This is a genomic window from Brevibacterium casei CIP 102111 (assembly GCF_900169275.1).
Classification (GTDB): Bacteria; Actinomycetota; Actinomycetes; order Actinomycetales; family Brevibacteriaceae; genus Brevibacterium; species Brevibacterium casei.
The window spans coordinates 461127-478287 of record NZ_FXZC01000004.1 but is presented as its reverse complement, the minus strand read 5'-3'; the positions used below and the strand labels follow the sequence as shown (position 1 = coordinate 478287).

13 protein-coding genes and 1 pseudogene are annotated in these 17161 nt (G+C 67.0%); 1 reads left to right on the top strand and 13 read right to left on the bottom strand.

Features of this window, described 5'->3' with window-relative positions; all coding sequences use genetic code 11:
* Positions 1–101: 101 nt before the first annotated feature.
* The 10 genes from BC102111_RS11935 to BC102111_RS11890 form a co-directional block, all read right to left on the bottom strand.
* A complete protein-coding gene (locus BC102111_RS11935) occupies positions 102–698 on the bottom strand; it encodes a MarR family winged helix-turn-helix transcriptional regulator (protein ID WP_101624438.1) in 597 nt (198 codons plus the stop codon).
* Positions 699–967: 269 nt separating this feature from the next.
* Positions 968–1654 carry an RES family NAD+ phosphorylase gene (locus tag BC102111_RS11930; protein WP_162909091.1) on the bottom strand — a complete coding sequence of 229 codons (687 nt, stop codon included), beginning with the start codon at positions 1652–1654 and terminating at the stop codon, positions 968–970.
* Positions 1655–1665: 11 nt separating this feature from the next.
* The gene (locus BC102111_RS11925) at positions 1666–2268 is read right to left on the bottom strand and encodes a hypothetical protein (protein WP_144589155.1); all 603 of its coding nucleotides are present in this window, start codon (positions 2266–2268) and stop codon (positions 1666–1668) included.
* Between the two features lie 191 nt (positions 2269–2459).
* Complete coding sequence (locus BC102111_RS11920; RefSeq protein WP_063250006.1) at positions 2460–3215, bottom strand: class I SAM-dependent methyltransferase; 756 nt, start codon at positions 3213–3215, stop codon at positions 2460–2462.
* Positions 3212–3670, bottom strand: coding sequence for a DUF3151 domain-containing protein (locus BC102111_RS11915; RefSeq protein WP_063250005.1), 459 nt, complete (start codon positions 3668–3670; stop codon positions 3212–3214). The genes BC102111_RS11920 and BC102111_RS11915 overlap by 4 nt, the downstream gene beginning before the upstream one ends.
* A 69-nt stretch (positions 3671–3739) precedes the next feature.
* Positions 3740–4576 carry a hypothetical protein gene (locus tag BC102111_RS11910; RefSeq protein ID WP_101624437.1) on the bottom strand — a complete coding sequence of 279 codons (837 nt, stop codon included), beginning with the start codon at positions 4574–4576 and terminating at the stop codon, positions 3740–3742.
* Entirely contained in the window at positions 4573–5652 is a 1080-nt protein-coding gene (locus BC102111_RS11905) for a glycosyltransferase family 2 protein (RefSeq protein WP_101624436.1), read from the bottom strand. Before BC102111_RS11905 ends, BC102111_RS11910 begins: the two co-directional genes overlap by 4 nt.
* 126 nt (positions 5653–5778) lie before the next feature.
* Entirely contained in the window at positions 5779–6720 is a 942-nt protein-coding gene (locus tag BC102111_RS11900; RefSeq protein ID WP_009380349.1) for a class C sortase, read from the bottom strand.
* Positions 6721–6840: 120 nt separating this feature from the next.
* Positions 6841–8232, bottom strand: a complete 1392-nt coding sequence (locus tag BC102111_RS11895) for a SpaH/EbpB family LPXTG-anchored major pilin (RefSeq protein WP_101624435.1) — start codon at positions 8230–8232, stop codon at positions 6841–6843.
* Positions 8233–8342: 110 nt separating this feature from the next.
* Entirely contained in the window at positions 8343–10943 is a 2601-nt protein-coding gene (locus BC102111_RS11890; protein WP_232252553.1) for a SpaA isopeptide-forming pilin-related protein, read from the bottom strand.
* Between the two features lie 775 nt (positions 10944–11718).
* Between BC102111_RS11890 and BC102111_RS11885 the strand changes: the two are divergent.
* Positions 11719–12922 (top strand): annotated as a pseudogene (locus BC102111_RS11885) (IS110 family RNA-guided transposase).
* A gap of 194 nt (positions 12923–13116) precedes the next feature.
* On the opposite strand, the gene BC102111_RS11880 reads toward BC102111_RS11885, so the two are convergent.
* From BC102111_RS11880 to BC102111_RS11870, 3 genes are all read right to left on the bottom strand, one after another.
* Positions 13117–14301 (bottom strand): NAD(P)-dependent malic enzyme, encoded by a 1185-nt coding sequence (locus BC102111_RS11880; RefSeq protein WP_101624433.1) that lies wholly within the window; start codon positions 14299–14301, stop codon positions 13117–13119.
* A gap of 369 nt (positions 14302–14670) precedes the next feature.
* Positions 14671–15696 carry a CNNM domain-containing protein gene (locus tag BC102111_RS11875; protein ID WP_101624432.1) on the bottom strand — a complete coding sequence of 342 codons (1026 nt, stop codon included), beginning with the start codon at positions 15694–15696 and terminating at the stop codon, positions 14671–14673.
* The gene (locus BC102111_RS11870; RefSeq protein ID WP_063249998.1) at positions 15693–17141 is read right to left on the bottom strand and encodes a hemolysin family protein; all 1449 of its coding nucleotides are present in this window, start codon (positions 17139–17141) and stop codon (positions 15693–15695) included. Before BC102111_RS11870 ends, BC102111_RS11875 begins: the two co-directional genes overlap by 4 nt.
* Between the last annotated feature and the right edge of the window lie 20 nt (positions 17142–17161).

Genomic DNA, 17161 nt, shown 5'->3' with positions numbered 1-17161 from the left:
TGACGACCGCCAGGGCAGGGACCTGTGCTGGGCTTCGAGTGCAGCTGTGTGCACTCGAAGCACTTCGGACTCAAGCGTCGACCCAGTCCGCTGGGGTTGCGTCAGGTGCCCGGTTGGTCGGAGGCGGAGTCTGACTCGGCGTCGGCCTCTGCCCAGCCCTGCCCGCTCAGTGCGATCTCCTCGCGGGTGTCGCGGAGGAAGCGGATGACGACCTCACGTTCGTCCCGAGTGAGTCGGGCTGCGGCGTGGAAGCGCCTCGCCTGCTGCCGACCGACGGTCTCCATCGCCGAGGCGTAGGTTCCCTGCGTGATCGACACGGTCTGCGCGCGGCGGTCGTGCGGGTGCGGGGCGCGGGTGATGTGGCCGCCGCGTTCGAGCCGGTCGAGGAGCTTCGTCGTCGCCGCCGGTGAGATGGTCAGGTGGGCGGCGATCCCGCCGGGTGTGCCGAGGATGTCGCGATGACGGCAGACGATGAGGTAATGAAGCGCCTTCATGTCCGTGGCGCCGAGGCGCATATAGCGGCGGGAGGCCTCGGAGATCTCCTGCTCGGTGTCGCGGAGCTCGCCGAAGGCGGTCATGAGCTCCGTGATCTGCTCGACGTCGGCGGGGTCCATGCCGGAGCGGTCGACGAGGCTCTGCTGCGGGTCGCTGGCGTCGACGTCATAGACGGCCGATCTCTCGACGGCTTCGCTCGCCACGCCCTGCTCCCACTCTGCCTCGTCATTCCGGGGCCCATCGCACCCCGTGAGTCTCCCACCCATGCTACAGCGCGGGCCCGAGGCTCGACCTCCGCCGCCAGGAGCGCCCAAGTCTGCCCTCGCCCAACCGTCGGTTGCCTCCGCGAGGAGGATCCGGTTCGAAACCGGGCTGGTTTTCGCACCCGGTCCTCCTCGGTGGCGAGTCCTCACACTCGCCGCGTCGACCCACCGCAGCCTCTGGCTCCCCCACTCCTCGCTCCGTCGGCAGGTCAGAGTTCAGCGACGATGCCCCAACGGGCGAGTCGGGCCGCAAGCCAGTCGAAGCCGCCATCGTCACTGAGGTCGTCGAACGACTGCAGCATGTCCCCTGGCCGGGCTCGCTCGAACGATGGGGCCGACTGCCCCGAGTCGAAGAAGACGAAGGCCAGCCCTGAGGGATCTCGCCGAGACACATAGCGGATTCCGTCGAAGCCCGCTCGCCAAGCGGTGCGCGCCCAGTGAATCGTCTCCGCATATCGGTTCGACCCGGGAGATGTCAGTTCGTCCCGCGGCATGTTCAGCGTGTGCATGTCAGCGCCTGCCAGAGAGGCGACCCTGAGGTCCCGGCTCGCCCGGACCTGTGCCAACACCCGACCGCGGAACAGTACGCGTGGGAGGGCATCGGTGTCGTCAGGGGCGCGGTCGCGAAGCAGCGTCTCCCAGAGCGCGACGTTCTCTGAGGGCGACGCGTAAAGCGTCGGGACCGGCCTCGCGGGCTCTGCATCGTCGAGGAAGAACGAGAACCGCGAAACCGGGAAGACATCGTCCCTCTGCGTCGCCCGGACTGCCAAGGACGTTCCCGGATTGAAGTCGTTCGGCGCACGGTTCGTAGGCCCCGGCGAGTACACACGCAGGAGAACGGCCCCTGCAGGAACCAGGTCCTCGGCGGGCCTAAAGGGGTCTGGCGGCGTCGCCACCGGCCGCGCCATCAGACGTCCGCGAGGGCGGCCGCTGCCATAGAGAGGAACTCGGGGTCTCCCGCGCTCCGCACCGGCAGGTCGCCTGCGAACCTCGGAGAGGGCGCGGCCGCCCAGATCGCGAAGTCTCGACCGTCTAACCCGAGCTCGTCGAGCATGGCAGCCATCGGAGCGGCCCAATCACGGACGGTTCGGGTTTCGGGATCGATCTGGAAGGCGGGGTAGAGCGTCCTGCCTGCATGCTCGACGCGGATGAGGCTGCCGGATTTGGAACGCTGAGCTGCCCAGTTGCGTCCGCGGCCGACATACTCAGCCATCTCACCCGCACTGAGCAGACGCGTCTCGTCACTGCCCTCGAGCGCGGCCAGCCGTCGCTGGGATGCCGCCAGGCCGGCCGCAATGGCTGGGCTCGGTTGCGCACTCGCGATGCTGCTCTGCAGTTCGCCCTCGAGCACCTCGAATCGCAGGAGACGCAGATTGTCTTCGAGTTCGTCCAAACGGGTGATCGCAGCGTGGGGAGACAGTCCTCCGAGCGAAGCGCGCAGAGATTCGACAGCGTCGTGGACCGGCTGTCCGCCATCGGCGTCCGCACTCGACCCGGAAACAGCACCCATCACCCACTCCAATCGTGCGTACCGTGCATTTCATTCTATTGCCTTAACTGCACGAAGGGAACCGATCGAGCCACTGGGCGTCGCCGAAGTGGCGGGAAGACAACCCGGCAGGGCGTCAAAGCGCGTCCCCGAGGAGGATCCGGTTCGAATCCCAGCCCGATTTCGAACTGGATCCTCCTCGGGGAGACGCCTCAGACCCGCCGCGCGTCGATGAGATGGCGGGTCGAGTGGGCGACGAACGGACCGTCGGAGGCGATGCGTTCATGGAGTTCGCGCAGGCGGTCCCGGTATCCCTCGACGGTGAAGCCGGGCACCCACCAGACGACCTTGCGCAGGAGGTAGACGACAGCGGCGACGTCGTGGATCTCGATGCGCAGGTCCGCGGTCCGGAGGTCGACAACCTTGAGGCCCGCCGCCTCGGCGGCAGCGGCCTCGTCGTCGGGGTGCCGCGCCCGCCTGGCCTGAGGCTGGGGGCCGAGGAAGAACTCGATGAGTTCGAAGACACTCGCCTGACCGACGTGCTGGGCGAAGTACGTCCCACCCGGTCGGAGCACGCGAGCGATCTCCTCCCACCAGATCGTCGCCGGATGTCGACTCGTCACGAGGTCGAAGGCGGCATCGGCGAAGGGCAGCGGGGGTTCGTCGGGATCGGCGACGACGACCACGCCACGAGGATGGAGGAGGCTGGTGGCCCGTGCGATGTTCGGCGGCCACGATTCGGTGGCCACGGCCGTCGGTGGGAACCGGGTCGCCTCGGCGAGGACCTCTCCCCCACCGGTCTGGATGTCGAGCGACGCCGAGGCGGCAGCCAATCTCTCGGCCAGCTGCCGGGCGTAGCCCCATGGGGGCCGCTCCTCGGTGGCGCGGCCCTCGAGCCACGCGAAGTCCCACCCGGAGACGTCGGCGTCGGCACCGAGGGCGATGAGATCGTCGAAGGAAGTGCTCACCCCGCGACGATGGCGTCGATCGCTGCCGGGTCGGAGGAGCGGAGGAACTCCTCGATGCGCGCGGTTTCTTCGCTCTCCCCGATCCCCGCCGAGGCGCGGCCGAGGGCATAGAGCGCACGGAGGAACCCGCGGTTGACCTCGTGCGACCACGGGATCGGACCGGCGCCGCGCCAACCCGCGGCGCGCAGGGCGTCGAGTCCGCGGTGGTAGCCGACACGGGCATAGGCATAGGAGTCGACGAGTCGACCTTCGGCGTGGGCCTCATCGGCGAGCACCGCCCACGCGAGCGACGAGGCGGGGAGGTCGGCGACGATGTCGAGGGCCTCCTCACCGGCATCGAGGCGGCGCTTCGCCTCGACGTCGGGGTGGTCGTCGGGCAGGAACGTCGGCTGCGGGCCGAGCTGCCCGGCATCGAGGTTGCCGATGTGGGAGGGATTGCCGATGGGCTGCGTCATGGTCGTCTCCTGTTCGTTGGGCGAGCGGTGCGGATCCGCCGAGGCGGGTCCCCGGTCATCGTGTCACACTCAGTTCGTCTTCACGGTCGAGGGCAGGACCGCGTACGGATTCGTCGCCAGCGCGCCGATGACGCCCTGTGAGGCGAGGTCGTCGAGCTGCTTCTTGTCTGCGACTCCGGTCGCCCAGACCCCCAGACCCGAGTCCGTCCAGTCACCGGCATCGGCGGCGTCGACGGCGACCATCGTGTACCCCTGATCGGCGAGCTCCTTCTCCGCCGTGGCGGTCGGATCCCCGACGAACATCGCAGCGATCCCGGCATCGGCGGCGGCGCGGGCCACCTCGGCGTCGGCGGTGCGCACGATCGTCGAGGCCGCCATGTCCGCCTTCGCGATCGCGGCCAGGGCCGGTTCCGCGGTGGCCGTGTCGGGGATGAGCGGCACGACCACGGTGCTGCCGGCGACGGCGTCGAGCACCTGCTGCCACGTCATCGGCGTGCCCGGTTCGGTGCCTTCGCGCGGGGGTGCGATCGTCCTGTCCTCGAACTCATCGACGGTGAGCCCGCCGAGGCCGTCGGGCAGTCCCAGCGTCTCGGCGGCGGTCTCGGGGTCGGCGGCGACGACGGTGCCGTCGTCGAGGGTGGTCAGCGTCGGGGCCGGAAGGTAGCCGAACTTGACGTTCTCGGTGAAGGCGAGCTCCGAGTTCGGCGGGTAGACCTCCGAGCCGCCGTCGAGGGCGGCCACGGCCGGTGGGTTGAGGTCGTCGACGGTGAGCGTGTCCTTGTCGCCGAAGACGTTGACGAGGAGGACGATGATGAGGCCGACGACGACCACGGCTCCGGCCCACAGGGGCGCGTTGAACTTCTTCGGCTCCGGCTGTTCGGGCATCGGGATGCGGTCCTCACTCATCGGCTGCCGTCCTTCGTCGATCCGGCGCCGGTGACGAGGCCGCGGAGGAAGCCCGCTCCCCAGCACAGGTGCATCGTCGGGAGGATGAGGCCGAACCAGAACCGTTCGCGGCGTCCGCAGTCCTTCGCGGTTCCCGCGGCGGCGACGATGCCGGCGATATACGTGAGACTGGGGACGTGGACGAGCGAGGTGAAGCGTCGGACGGGCTTCGGCCACCGCTTCGTGCGCCCGGTCAGTTGGAGGAGGGCCTCGATGACGCTCGCGGCCATGCCGAGGACGAGCAGCGGCGGCGCGAAGTACCGCAGGGAGTTCTTCGACCCGTACCGCCGGATGAGCTCGGCACGCCAGATGCCCGTCGCCCAGAACTGTCGGGCGATCTTCGACCACGTTCCCCGCGGCCAGTACGTGACCTCCATGTCCGGGTTGAACCAGATCCGTCCCCCGGCCGAGCGGATGCGCAGGTTGAGCTCCCAGTCCTGTCCGCGTCGGATGTCCTCATCGAACCCGCCGAGGTGGTCGAACACCTCCCGGCGGTAGACGCCGAGGTACGCCGACTCCGACTCCCCCGCCTCGTCGCCGGAGTGGTAGGCGGGTCCGCCGAGTCCGATCGGGGACATGTATGCGCGGGCGACGGCCTTCTGGAAGGCCGACTTCCCGCGGGCGCGCATGAGACCGCCGCAGTTGGCCGACTGCGTCTCCCGCAGAGTCTCGATGGCCTGGCGGGTGTAGTCGGGTTCGAGGCCCGAGTGGGCGTCGACGCGGATGACGATCGGGTGGCGGGTGTGCCGGATCGCGCGGTTGAGTCCGATCGGGGTGGCGCCCTCGGGATTGTCGACGGTCTGGACGCGCGGATCGGCCTGCGCCATGCGGGCGATGATCGCGTCCGTGTCGTCGGTCGAGGGGCCGAGGGCGAGGACGACCTCCTTCTCGCCGTCGTAGTCCTGGGAGAGGACGGTCGTGATCGCCTGCCTGATGTGCTCGGCTTCGTTGAGCACGGGCATGATGTAGGAGACTCCGGGCTTCTCCGCCAGCGCGGGAAGCCCTTCGGGGGTGAGGGGGGTGAGAACGTTCGGCACGCTCTCAATCCTCCCACACCCCCACCTCGGCGGGCGTGCAGGAGGCCCTCAGCCTCGGGAAGGGTCTCACCGATTCGCCGAGGCGGTTCGCCGAGGTGGTTCTCGCCGAGGCGGATGCCCGGCCGGTCAGTGCGCGGGCTTCCGGGCGGGGCGGGGCTTGGGCTTGACGGGACGGCCGGCGAACCACACGTAGCCGGCACCGGCCACGGCACCGCCTGCCATGATGACGATCCACCAGGGGAAGCCCGGGATGTCCGGCGGTTCGGTCGCGTCCTTGAGGGCGTCCGGCGGAGTGGGGATGACGCGTTCGCCGATGACGAGGATGCGCTGGGTGTTGATGCCCAGCGGGGTGCAGGTGACCAGGGTCGCAAGGTCCTTGCCGGCGACGGGGTCGAGCGTCTCGGTCTGGTCGGGGTCGACGATCTTCGTCTCGATGACCCGGTAGGTGACGACGCGACCGAAGGTGTTGAACGTGAAGTAGTCGCCCTTGCCGATCTTGTCGAGGTTGGTGAACATCTCCGCTTCGGCGAGGCCGCGGTGACCGGTGACGACGGTGTTCATGCCGACACCGCCGACGGGCAGCGCCGTGCCTTCGAGGTGGCCGATGCCGCGCAGCAGGGTCTCGTCCGAGGTGCCGTGGTAGATGGGCAGATCGACGTTGATCTTGGGGATCTGGATCCGCGACATGACGTCGCTGGACGGGGAGGTGAGGATGTCGTTGTAGCCGAGCGTGCCGCTCGGGTCCTTGCCGGCGCTCTGGCCGGGCTGGGGCAGACGCTGTCCGGCGTTGATCCGCGCGCCTCCGGCCTGCAGCTTCTTGTTGTACTCGTCGGCGAGTCTGAGCTGCTCCGCGTTCTGTGGGGCGTTGGGGTCCTCGGTCGTCGTCTCGTTCTTGAGCACCTCCGACTGGTCGAGCTGGGAGAACCAGGCGGCCATCGACGGGTAGGTCCACACGCATGTGCCGACGAGGAAGAGCACCGCGATGATCACCGCGGGCACCGACAGCTTCCACCGGGGCTTCGGCGGTGTCGGATCCGCTGGTGCGGGATCAGTGAGGGTCGCGGTCATATCTCCAGCATCTCATGGTTCGTGCGGGACGGGGCCGAGAGACGTGATCATCTCTCGGCCCCGGCTCTGCCTCTCACCGAGGCGGCGGCATCACCGCAGCCTCGGCAGGAGACGTTGTCCTCAGGCCTTGCGGGCCCGGGTGTAGCGCATCACGGCGGCGCCGATCGCGAGCAGCAGCAGGGCGATGCCGAGGATGGTCAGCATGAGCTGGCCGTTGGCACCGGTGAACGGAAGCTCACCGCGCTCCTTCTGCTGGTTGGAGATCTGCACGACCGTCGGGTTCGATTCGCCGTTGGCCTGGACGGTCACGGTCGTCCACGGATCCGCAGGCAGCGTGTAGCCGGCCGGTGCCGCGACCTCTTTGAGGTAGTAGTCCCGCGAGGTGACGTCGTTGCTGCCGACCCACAGGCTGATCGACGCGGTGCCGTCTTCGCCGGTGGTGAGTTCGCCGATGGGCTCCGCGCCGTCGCGCGATTCGTAGATCTCGAACCGTGCCCCGCCGAGGGTGGCGGACGTGTCGTCGTCGGCGTACTTGAGGATCTCGAGCGGCCCCCAGTTGGTCTTCGCCGGGTTGGTCGTGACCTCCGACCCGTTTGTCGAGACGATCGCCTTGTTCTCGATCTGGCCGTTGTCACCGAGCGAGGTGACGGTGGTGACGACGTTCATGACGACGTTGTGACCGCCTTCGAGCTTGCCTAGTCCAGTCGCCGTGAACTCGATGTTCGCAGTCTGACCCGAGCAGGTGGCCGTGTAGTCGGTTCCGGCGGTGAAGCCCTCAACCGTGATGCTCTTACACGTCAGTCGCGGGTCGAGGGTATCGGTGATGGTGAACGACCGGTACGTGTCGTCGCCGGCCTTGCCCGGGATCGGCGCGGTGATCGTCCAGGTGACGTCGTTGCCGAGCACCGGAGCGGTCGGACCCGAGACCTCCTTGGTCGGGGTCGTCTGGTTCGTCTTGTTCTTCGGGTAGACGTTGACGTCATAGAGCCACTGACCGCCGGTCTGCGGAAGCGGCAGGGTGACGAGGAACGGCTGCGCCGGGGAGACGATGTTGTTCGGACCCGGATCGGTCTCCTCGACGATGTAGAGGCCGTGAGGCAGGGACTGCGTGACCTGTCCGTTGGCGTCGGTGGTCACGGTGATCGGATCGCCGAAGGTGAATCCGTCGCCGGCGAGCACGTCTGCGACGACGACTCCGTCGATGGCGTCCCAGCCTGCCGCGGTGTCGAGGTTGACCTCTTCGCCGTTGGCCGTGAGCACCTGCCGGATCGTGAACTCGACGCCGGCGAGCGGGGTGCCGAGGGACGAGGTGTCCTCGATCTCGGTGCCGTCGCCGCGCGGTCCCTGGTCACCGTCGTACTTGTTGATCGTCAGTGACGACGGGGTGTCGGGGTTGATGTTGCCCGCAGCTTCGGCGGTCGGCGCGTCGAGGCTGACCCCGACGAGGCTGAGCGCAGCCGCTGCAGCGAGGACAGGGATCCACCTCATCCGCGTGAACAGAGTCGCTTTCATGGTTGGTTGTTCCTTCCGGTGCTCGTATAAATTTGTGAGTCGGTTGTCGTTTGCACGTGACGTGTGTGGAGCATGTCAGTCGCACCCCGCAAGGGGAATCGGATAGTGGGTCAGCTCCTCCCGTGCGCTCGACGTCGGTACTGCCAGATCGCGCCGGCCGCACCACCGAGGAGAAGAACCACCCCGCCGATGATGTAACCGGTCGTTCCGATGCCGCCGGTGAACGGCAGCTCAGGCGAACTGGCCTGCTCGTTGGCGATCGGCTCCTCGAAGGCGAAATCGAGCCGATCGCGGGAAATGGTGAACGGACGCGGGGTCTCGTCGAGGACGTACCCGGCCGGAGCCTTGGTCTCGACGAGGGTGTAGTCGCCCCAGTCGAGGTACTCGACGCGGAACTGGCCGGCCTCCGGGTCGACGTCACGGCCGCTGCATCCCTCAGCGGAGGTCGCCACGCAGTCGTCGAGGGGGATCTCGTTGCCGGCCGCGTCGCTGATCGTCCACTCCGAGCCCTCAAGAGGAGCTCCGGACTCGTTGACCTTCTCCCAGGAGACCGTGCCCGAGGAATCCGCGTTCGCGACGATGCACTGGGCGTTCTGCCCGGCAGCGATGGTCACCGTCTTCGTCGACTCGTCGTAGGTGGCCCCGGTGCACCTGATCGAGACCTGCTCGTAGCCGGGCAGGCTGTTCTCGGAGATGACGTAGGAGCCTGTGGTCACGTACTTCTTCTCACCCGAGTCGTAGGGCACTGCAGGGTTGGTGCCCTGCTTCGCGAAGAGGCGCTGGTTCCAGTCCGCGGCAGTCAGTGTTCCGCCGTTATCGTTCTCGACGTTTTTGGTGATCGTCAGCGTCTGGCACTCGACGGTGTTCGTCACTGTGTAGGTGTTCGCGGCACCTGGCAGCTTCGTGCTGAAGTCGTCAGTCAACGGCACTGTCCCATCGATGCCTGGCCCCGAGATCGTCTTCGACTTCAAGGTGCAACCTGGGAACTTCTGCGCATCGATCGTCGTCGTCTCTCCGATCCTGACAGTGTCGTTGACGGCGAAGCCGGTGCGGGTCTGGCCGAACTCCGGGTCACCGGCGGGCTGGCCGGCCGGGTCGAGCATGAGTGTGGCACTGATTCCGGCGGGCTGGCTGCCGTTGGCGAACCGCTCACTGTCGATATCCCAGGCCTTGTTCACCGTCACCGAAGCGGTCGACTGCCGATTGACGTATCCGCAGTCCACTTGGTCACCCGGCTGAATGGCGGAGGACAGCGTCTGACTGTCGGCACCGTTGAGGGTGATCGTCTGAGTCGTCCCGTCGAGGCGGGTGATTCGGCAGGAACCGCCTTGGAAGGCGAAGCCAGACCGCTGGACCTCTCGCACTGCCAGGTTGGCACGCGAGGACGCCGAGCCGAAGTTGAGCGTCCACTTCGCGTTGCCCTGCGCGTCAGTCTGCTGAGTCGTTGCGGCCGGTGCCTGAGTAGCGGTTCCGGCGGTCGCCGTCGTCGCGGCACCGACTGTCCACCCCGAGGCGTTCTGTTCGTTGCCGCCTTGGGCATTCTGTGTCTTCTTGTTGATCGTCACATTCGCCGTCAGCGGAGAGTTGCTGAACTGACACACGATCTCATTGCCTGTGGCTGGAATCGTGATGGCGGCAGAAGTCCCAGTACCAGAAATGCCAATCGGGTTTCCATCGGCAGTGCAACTGTAACTCGACGCATACCTGCTGAGGTCCGTCGTCCCTGCCGCCGTCTCACTCAGTCTGATCGTCGCATTGCGGGCGACGGGCAACGGGCCGACTCGCTCGGACTGGACGCCGTTGGCAGTTCCTGTGGTCGTCGCCGTGCCGAGACTGACCGTTCCCTGATTGAGCTCGAGATTGAACTGGTCGCCTGGGTTGACGCGTGTCTTCACGTCCTTCTCCAGAGTGATCGTCGCGGGAGAGGAACATGAGGCGAGGTCAGATGTTCCAGTCAGCTGATTCGTGAAGGTCGACGGATTGTTCCAGCCCGGAGTGTCGTAGGACGTGATGACGTTGCCGGCTCCGAGGTAGCCCTTGCCGGTGGAGTCGAACGCCACGCCCGTGACTCTCGCAACCGTTCGCATTGAGGAACCCGCGGCTGCCGGAATCGCACCCCCATTGGCAGCCGCGAGCGCCACGTCGGTCACACTGAAGATCTTCGTCTCCACCTCGGTGGCGGTACGATTCTCATTGCGGACGATGAAGAGGTTTCCTGCGCTGTCGAAAGCGATGTCGCCGTTCGCGCTGGTTCCCGCTCCCGGAGTGTTGACCGTACCCATGAAGGTGACGGTGCGAGCGGACGGGTTGTAACGCCAAAGCTTGAACTGCTGAGCTCCCGACACGAATCCGCCGAAGAAATAAGCGCCGGTCTTGAGGTCGACGGCCCCGGCAACGAGTGAGCCGTTGAACCCGCCATTCGCCGTCAGTGCGGTGTTGTAGGTCAGGCCGAGGCTGCTCCACGTGTCGGTGGCGGTATTGAACTGGTAGAAGGTCGCAGTTGTCGAATTGGTGCGGTCATACGCGTAGACCGGTCCACCACCCGTGCCGATGCCGAGGCCGTTGAACTGAGTGATTGCTCCGCTCGGTACTGTACCGACGTTGGTGGCCGTGCCGTCGGGTGTGACGTGTCGAAGCTGGCCAGCGGAGGTGATCGAGTAGACGTTGCCCGGGGCACACGCGATCATCGCCTGTGCGGGGACGCTGGGCATGGACGAGGGTGCAGACTGCTCGGCTGTCGGAGATCTCGTCGACTCTGGTTCAGTACGTGGGGTATTGTCACCGTTCTGCAGTTCCGAGCCCGAGGTTTCCTCGTTCTGCCTCGGCGATTCGCTCGGCGACGAGGGGGCGGATCCGAGCCCTGATTCAGTTGCTTGGGCGGGAGCCGGTGACGTGAGAACGCCGCTGATTGAGAAGAGCAGGGCCAGCACGACGACAGCCGAGAGGAGCATTCGAACTCGCGCCGCGCGATTCGCGTTCCGCTGGGGATTCGCGGCGAAAAGGTTCGTGACGGACGCCATACTGTTCCTCGATCGTAAATCTGCGCGGGTTGCTGGGGGATCTCTGAGAACCGGATCGGGGGATGAAGGGTTGCCGAGCTTGAGACACGGCGGGCTCTCGTTGCAAGTTCAACAATCAACCTACTATGCATCGCTCCGATTTCGGTCACAGATTCATAACATTCACAAGATTCCCTGTGATTCGCCTGGCCGGCCCATGCTCGAATGGGACGTCGCGATCGCCCGGGGGGGGTGCCCCTATATTTATTCGTAGGCTCCGAACGGGGTCTGGGCGCTCGTCCTGGTATGGCCGATTTGCCCTGTCATCAATTATCCGGGGGTGTTACCGCTAGGAATCCAGGACGCGCGTTGACTGCTGATAGGGGCTCGGCCCGGCTTTGTCTGAGGTCTCGTCGTAACGTGGGTGCCAGCATCGGGTGTCATGAAAAACCTGCGACCAAGGAACTGATGGTCGAGGAGGACTCTCATGAACACCGAATACGACGTCTGGTTAGGTCTCGACGTCGGCAAGACCAGCCATTACGGGTGCGGGCTCGACCCGGGAGGCGAGCGAGTCTATGACCACGAACTCCCGCAGGATGAAGCCGCGCTACGGGACGTGATCACGACTCTGACGGACGAGCATGGCCGTGTGCTCGTCATCGTTGATCAGCCCAACACGATCGGTGCGTTACCCGTCGCGGTCGCCCGTGATAGTGGTGCCGATATCGCCTACTTGTCCGGGTTGGCGATGCGCAAGGCTGCCGATCTGTATCCGGGGCAGGCTAAGACGGATGCCAGGGACGCGTTCATCATCGCTGACACTGCACGCACGATGCCACACACCTTGGGGTCGGTGGATCAGGAGTCCGATGGGCTGGCAAATCTCAAGATCTTAGCCGGCACGGAAGAAGACCTCGCTCACGACATCACCAGAGCGATCAACCGGCTGCGCTCGTTGCTGCTCCAGATCCACCCCGCGTTGGAGCGTGTCTTCAATGACACCGTGTTGACCAGGAGCATCGTGTTGGACCTGCTGATTCGGTACCGCGGTCCGGCGGGGTTGCGGGCGGCGGGGAAGTCGGGAGTGAAGCGGTGGGCGCGCAACCATGCCCGCAAGGACCCGTCGGCCCTGATCGATGCGATCTTTGACGCTCTGGCTGAGCAGACGGTGACCGTGCCCGGCAGTCAGGCCTCGGAGTCGGTGGTGCCGCGGCATGCCGCCAGGATCAAGGCGTTGAAGGTTGAACGGGGGAGAGATCGAGGCAGAAGCTGCGGAGTTGGCTGATTCGCTCCCTCTTCTTCAGGTCTTGACGTCGATGCTGGGAGTCGGCGTTAAGACCGCGTCTCAGATCCTCCTGGCGGCCGGTGATTTCTTCGCGTTCAGGACTGCTGGGCATCTGGCTGCGTATGCGGGTATTGCTCCGGAGACGCGGCGGTCGGGAACATCGATTCGGGGTGAGTTTCCGTCGCGGGCGGGGAACAAACGGTTGAAGAACGCGTTGTTCCACTCGGCCTGGGTGGCGTCGTGTCATGACCCGTTGTCGAGGGCGTATTACGACCGGAAACGGGCTAAGGGGAAGCGGCATAATGCTGCGGTGATGTGCCTGGCTCGTCGCCGGCTGAACGTGTTGTTCGCGACGGTCAAGGCCGGGGCCTTCTACGAGGCGAAGACCCCGGCTGCTGCTTGACAATGAATGTAATGGAGCTCTCCGTTCGACGGCGCGGTCACCCGCCCCGCCCATCCACAGTCATTGTCACAGACCACGCATCACCCGTGAGGTTGGAAGGACCCTCTGGATTCGCGGAGGTCTCTGAGGGTGACGTGAAGCCTTCACGTCGGCGCCTCAGACAGCACAACCGGCAAAGCGCTGTCCGGCGCAGCTCATCCCCGCGCAACCGCCTCGACTGCGGCGGCCACCACGGGAGCCACGCGTTCATCGAGCGCACTGGGCACGATGTAGTCGGGTGAGAGGTCGTCGCCGACGAGCGCTGCGATCGCACTGGCAGCGGCGAGCTTCATCTCCTCGGTGATGTACGTGGCGTCGGCGTCGAGCGCGCCGCGGAAGACTCCGGGGAACGCGAGGACGTTGTTGATCTGGTTGGGGAAGTCGCTGCGTCCGGTGGCGACGACCGTCGCGTACTGCGCGGCGACGTCGGGGGCGACCTCGGGATTGGGGTTCGACAGCGCGAAGATGATCGCGTCGTCGGCCATGTGGGCCAGCAGCTCGGGATCGACCGTGCCCGAGGACAGTCCGATGAACACGTCGGCTCCGTCGAGCGCAGTGCCCACTCCCCCGCTGATGCCGCGCGGGTTCGAGTTGTCGGAGATCGCCTGCTTCGTCGGGGTGAGGTCGTCACGCCCGGATTCGACGATGCCTTTCGAGTCGAGGACGACGATGTCGGAGACTCCCGCCTCGTGGAGGATCTTCGTCACTGCGACGCCGGCCGCACCGGAGCCCGAGATGACAACCTTGAGGTCGGAGATGTCCTTGCCGACGACCTTCGCTGCGTTCATCAGCGCCGCGAGGACGACGATGGCGGTGCCGTGCTGGTCATCGTGCATGACCGGAATGTCGAGGGCGGCCTTGACCCGGTCCTCGATCTCGAAGCAGCGGGGTGCGGAGATGTCCTCGAGGTTGATCGCCCCAAAGGTCGGGGAGATCCGCACAATCGTGTCGACGATCTCGTCGGCGTCGTTGGTGTCGATGACGATGGGGATCGCGTTGAGACCGGCGAAGCGCTTGAACAGCGTACACTTGCCCTCCATCACCGGCAGCGAGGCGGTCGCGCCGATGTCCCCGAGACCGAGCACCGCCGAGCCGTCGGAGATGACAGCGACGAGGCGGCCGGTCCACGTCAGGTCCTTCGCCCGCTCCGGTTCCTCGGCGATCGCAGTGCAGACCTTGGCGACGCCCGGGGTGTAGGCGATCGAGAGATCGCGCTGGGTCTCGAGCGGACGGGTGAGTTCGACGGCGAGCTTGCCGTGGTGGTGTCCTGCGAAGATCTCGTCTTCGGTGATGGCAGCTGCCGGAGTCTGTCCCTTGTCGCCAGCGGTCGGTGTCGTCATCGATGATCCTCATCGTCAGTGGGGACGGCCCGCCTCGGCGGCCGTCGTCGTGGTCTCAAATCGCAGGTCGGACCGGTGAGCCGGTCGGACGCTGGCACAGTCGCAGTCGCCGCAGGGTGGCCGGTGACGCCGCGCGCACCCTGCCGACCGGGGTGCGGGTCGGACGATCGCGCGCTCCACGACCGGCCCGCCTGAGGCGGGCCCGGACCTCCTGGGTCGGTCGTCGTGCCAGCATAACCCATGGATCGGACACGGAGGTGTCCCAGCTCACCCCGCCGAGGCGGCCGGTCCGCTCCGCCCGCACCCGTGCTCTCCGCCCGGCTGACGCCAACTCTCCGCGCGGCTCGCTCCAGGAAGTCCGGCCCGGACTCAGAGCGTGATACTCGACCCGTCGGGCAGGATCCGCCGGAGCATGTCGGCCATCGTCACCGCCCCGACGATGCGCTCGTCACGGGTGACGACGGCGAGCTGCTCGGCCTCGTCGCGCATGAGGGTGAGCGCCTCGTGGACCGGCAGTTCCGCGTCGAGGACGAGGCAGTCGCGGGTGAACTCCTCGATCCCGTGGTCGGCGGGCAGGAGGAGCACGTCGCGGACGTGGACGACCCCCGGTGCCTTCCCCGCGCGCTCGACGAGGATGCGCATGTGCCCGGACTCCGCCGCGAGGTCGCGCACCTGCCCGGCCGTCGCCGTCTCCGGCACCGAGGTCAGGGCACGCGTCCCGCCGGGCAGCAGGCTGCCCACGCTCATCCTCTGGAGTTCGAAGACGTGGGTGAGCTGGTCGCGGTAGGCGTCGTCGAGTTCGCCGGCGGCCGCCGAATGCTCGACGAGCTGCCGGATCGTATCGATGTCCTGCCCGCCGAGCGCCCGCGATTCCGCGGGTGTGTATCCGCTTGCGGCCACGAGCCTGTTGGCGACGCTGTTGACCCAGACGAGCAGAGGCCGCAGCAGCCACGCGAGGGCTCGGGCCGGCAGGGCGATGATCGTCGCCGCGAGCTCGGGGTGGGCGATGGCCCACGACTTCGGCGCCATCTCACCGATGACGAGGTGGAGGAACGTGACGAAGAGGAGGGAGAGGACGAAGGCGGCCGAGTCGGCGAGCCAGAACGGCGCGCCCACCGCGGTGAAGAGCGGAGCCAACCACGCGTCGACGGCAGGCTTCGTGATCGCACCGAGGGCGAAGGTGCAGATCGTGATGCCGAACTGGGCGACGGCGAGCATGATCGTCAGCTCATTCATTCCCCGCAGCGCCGCCCGCGCAGGCGCCGACGTCGACGCCTGCTCCTCGAGTCGGTGCCGGCGGGCGGCGAGCAGGGAGAACTCGATGATGACGAAGAACGCGCTGAGCACGATGAGTGCGATCGTGCCGACGATGACGAAGAGCGGTGCGTCGGTCATCGGTCCCTCCCTTCCTCAGCGGCGGACTCACCCGTGTCGCGGCCATCCGCAACAGGGTCGTCGGCGGCCGAATCGTCGGCGGCCGAGTCATCGGCGGTGGTCTCGATGAGCGTCACCCGCATCTGCCCGGGCACGTGCCGGTCGACGGTGAGCACTTCGACGTCGAGCTCGCGTTCGACGGGGTCGTCGGCGAGGAGGTCGGACGCCTCGGCGAGGACGGGCACGGTGACCCGGTCGCCGGCCTCGGGGAACCCGCCGCTCGTGGCGATGACGAGCCCCGCGAGGGTCTCGAAGTCGCCCTCGGGCAGGTCGTAGCCGACGATGCGGCGCACCTCGTCGAGCGGCATGCCTCCGTCGGCCATCCAGGTCCGTGGGGCCTCTTCGACCATTGCGGTGGGGCTCTCCTCGTCGTGTTCGTCGGTGATCTCGCCGACGAGCTCCTCGGCGACGTCCTCGGTCGTGAGGATGCCGGCGAGGTCGCCGTACTCGTCGATGACGCAGGCGAGCTGCGAATCGCCGCGGTTCATCTCCGCGAGCGCATCGGGCAGTGCCATGAGGGTGGGGACGACGACGGGCGGACGCATGATCGTCGTCACCGGAGCGTCCATCGGCTCACGCGTGCGCAGGAGGTCGACGAGCTCGACGACTCCGACCGGCGCCTCGGTCTCGTCGAGGACCGGGTAGCGGCTGTGCGCGTGGGCCATGAGCTCGCGCAGCTCCCCGAGGGTGACCTCGTGGTCGACCGTGGCCACACGGGAGCCGGGGATCATCGCGTGCTCGACGTCGGCGTCGGGGAACTCGAGCACTCGGTCGATGAGGAGCGAGAGGTCGGCGGGCAGGTCGCCGGTCTGCCGTGACTCCTCGATGACGCGGCGGAGTTCGTCGGCGGACACGCTCGGGTCGACGTCGTGGACGGGTTCGACGCGCAACAGCCTGAGGAAGAGGTTCGCGGCGACGTCGAAGATCGCGATGAGCCAGCCGAAGACGGCGAGGTAGATCTGCGTCGACCGGGCGAGGGCGAGCGCGAGGGTCTCGGGGGCGGCGATCGCGAGGTTCTTCGGATAGAGCTCGCCGAAGACCATCTGCACGATCGTCGCGACGAGGAGCACGCCGACGGTCGTCACGGCGACGGTGACCGCCGGCGGGATGTCGAGTCCCCCGAGGAGCGCGCCGAGCGACTGGCCGATCATCGGTTCGGCGACGTAGCCGACGAGCAGACCGGTGACGGTGATGCCCAGCTGCGCGCCGGAGAGCATGAACGATGTGCGTTTGGTGACGGCGAGCGCCCGCTTGGCGGCGGGGTCCCCGGTCTCCGCGCGGGCTGCGAGCCGCGAGCGGTCGACGGACATGTACGCGAATTCCTGGGCGACGAAGTACCCGTTCGCGGCGATGATGATGAGGACGAGGACGCAGCCGATCGCCAGCATCAGGAGTTCGGAGCCCATGGGGCGCTCACCCCCGCCCC

Coding starts and splice junctions, on each gene's coding strand:
- BC102111_RS11925 (WP_144589155.1), bottom strand. CDS start 2,268: ATGGGTGCTGTTTCCGGGTCGAGTGCGGACGCCGATGGCGGACAGCCG.
- BC102111_RS11915 (WP_063250005.1), bottom strand. CDS start 3,670: ATGACGCAGCCCATCGGCAATCCCTCCCACATCGGCAACCTCGATGCC.
- BC102111_RS11910 (WP_101624437.1), bottom strand. CDS start 4,576: ATGAGTGAGGACCGCATCCCGATGCCCGAACAGCCGGAGCCGAAGAAG.
- BC102111_RS11900 (WP_009380349.1), bottom strand. CDS start 6,720: ATGACCGCGACCCTCACTGATCCCGCACCAGCGGATCCGACACCGCCG.
- BC102111_RS11895 (WP_101624435.1), bottom strand. CDS start 8,232: ATGAAAGCGACTCTGTTCACGCGGATGAGGTGGATCCCTGTCCTCGCT.
- BC102111_RS11890 (WP_232252553.1), bottom strand. CDS start 10,943: ATGCCCAGCGTCCCCGCACAGGCGATGATCGCGTGTGCCCCGGGCAAC.
- BC102111_RS11880 (WP_101624433.1), bottom strand. CDS start 14,301: ATGACGACACCGACCGCTGGCGACAAGGGACAGACTCCGGCAGCTGCC.
- BC102111_RS11875 (WP_101624432.1), bottom strand. CDS start 15,696: ATGACCGACGCACCGCTCTTCGTCATCGTCGGCACGATCGCACTCATC.
- BC102111_RS11870 (WP_063249998.1), bottom strand. CDS start 17,141: ATGGGCTCCGAACTCCTGATGCTGGCGATCGGCTGCGTCCTCGTCCTC.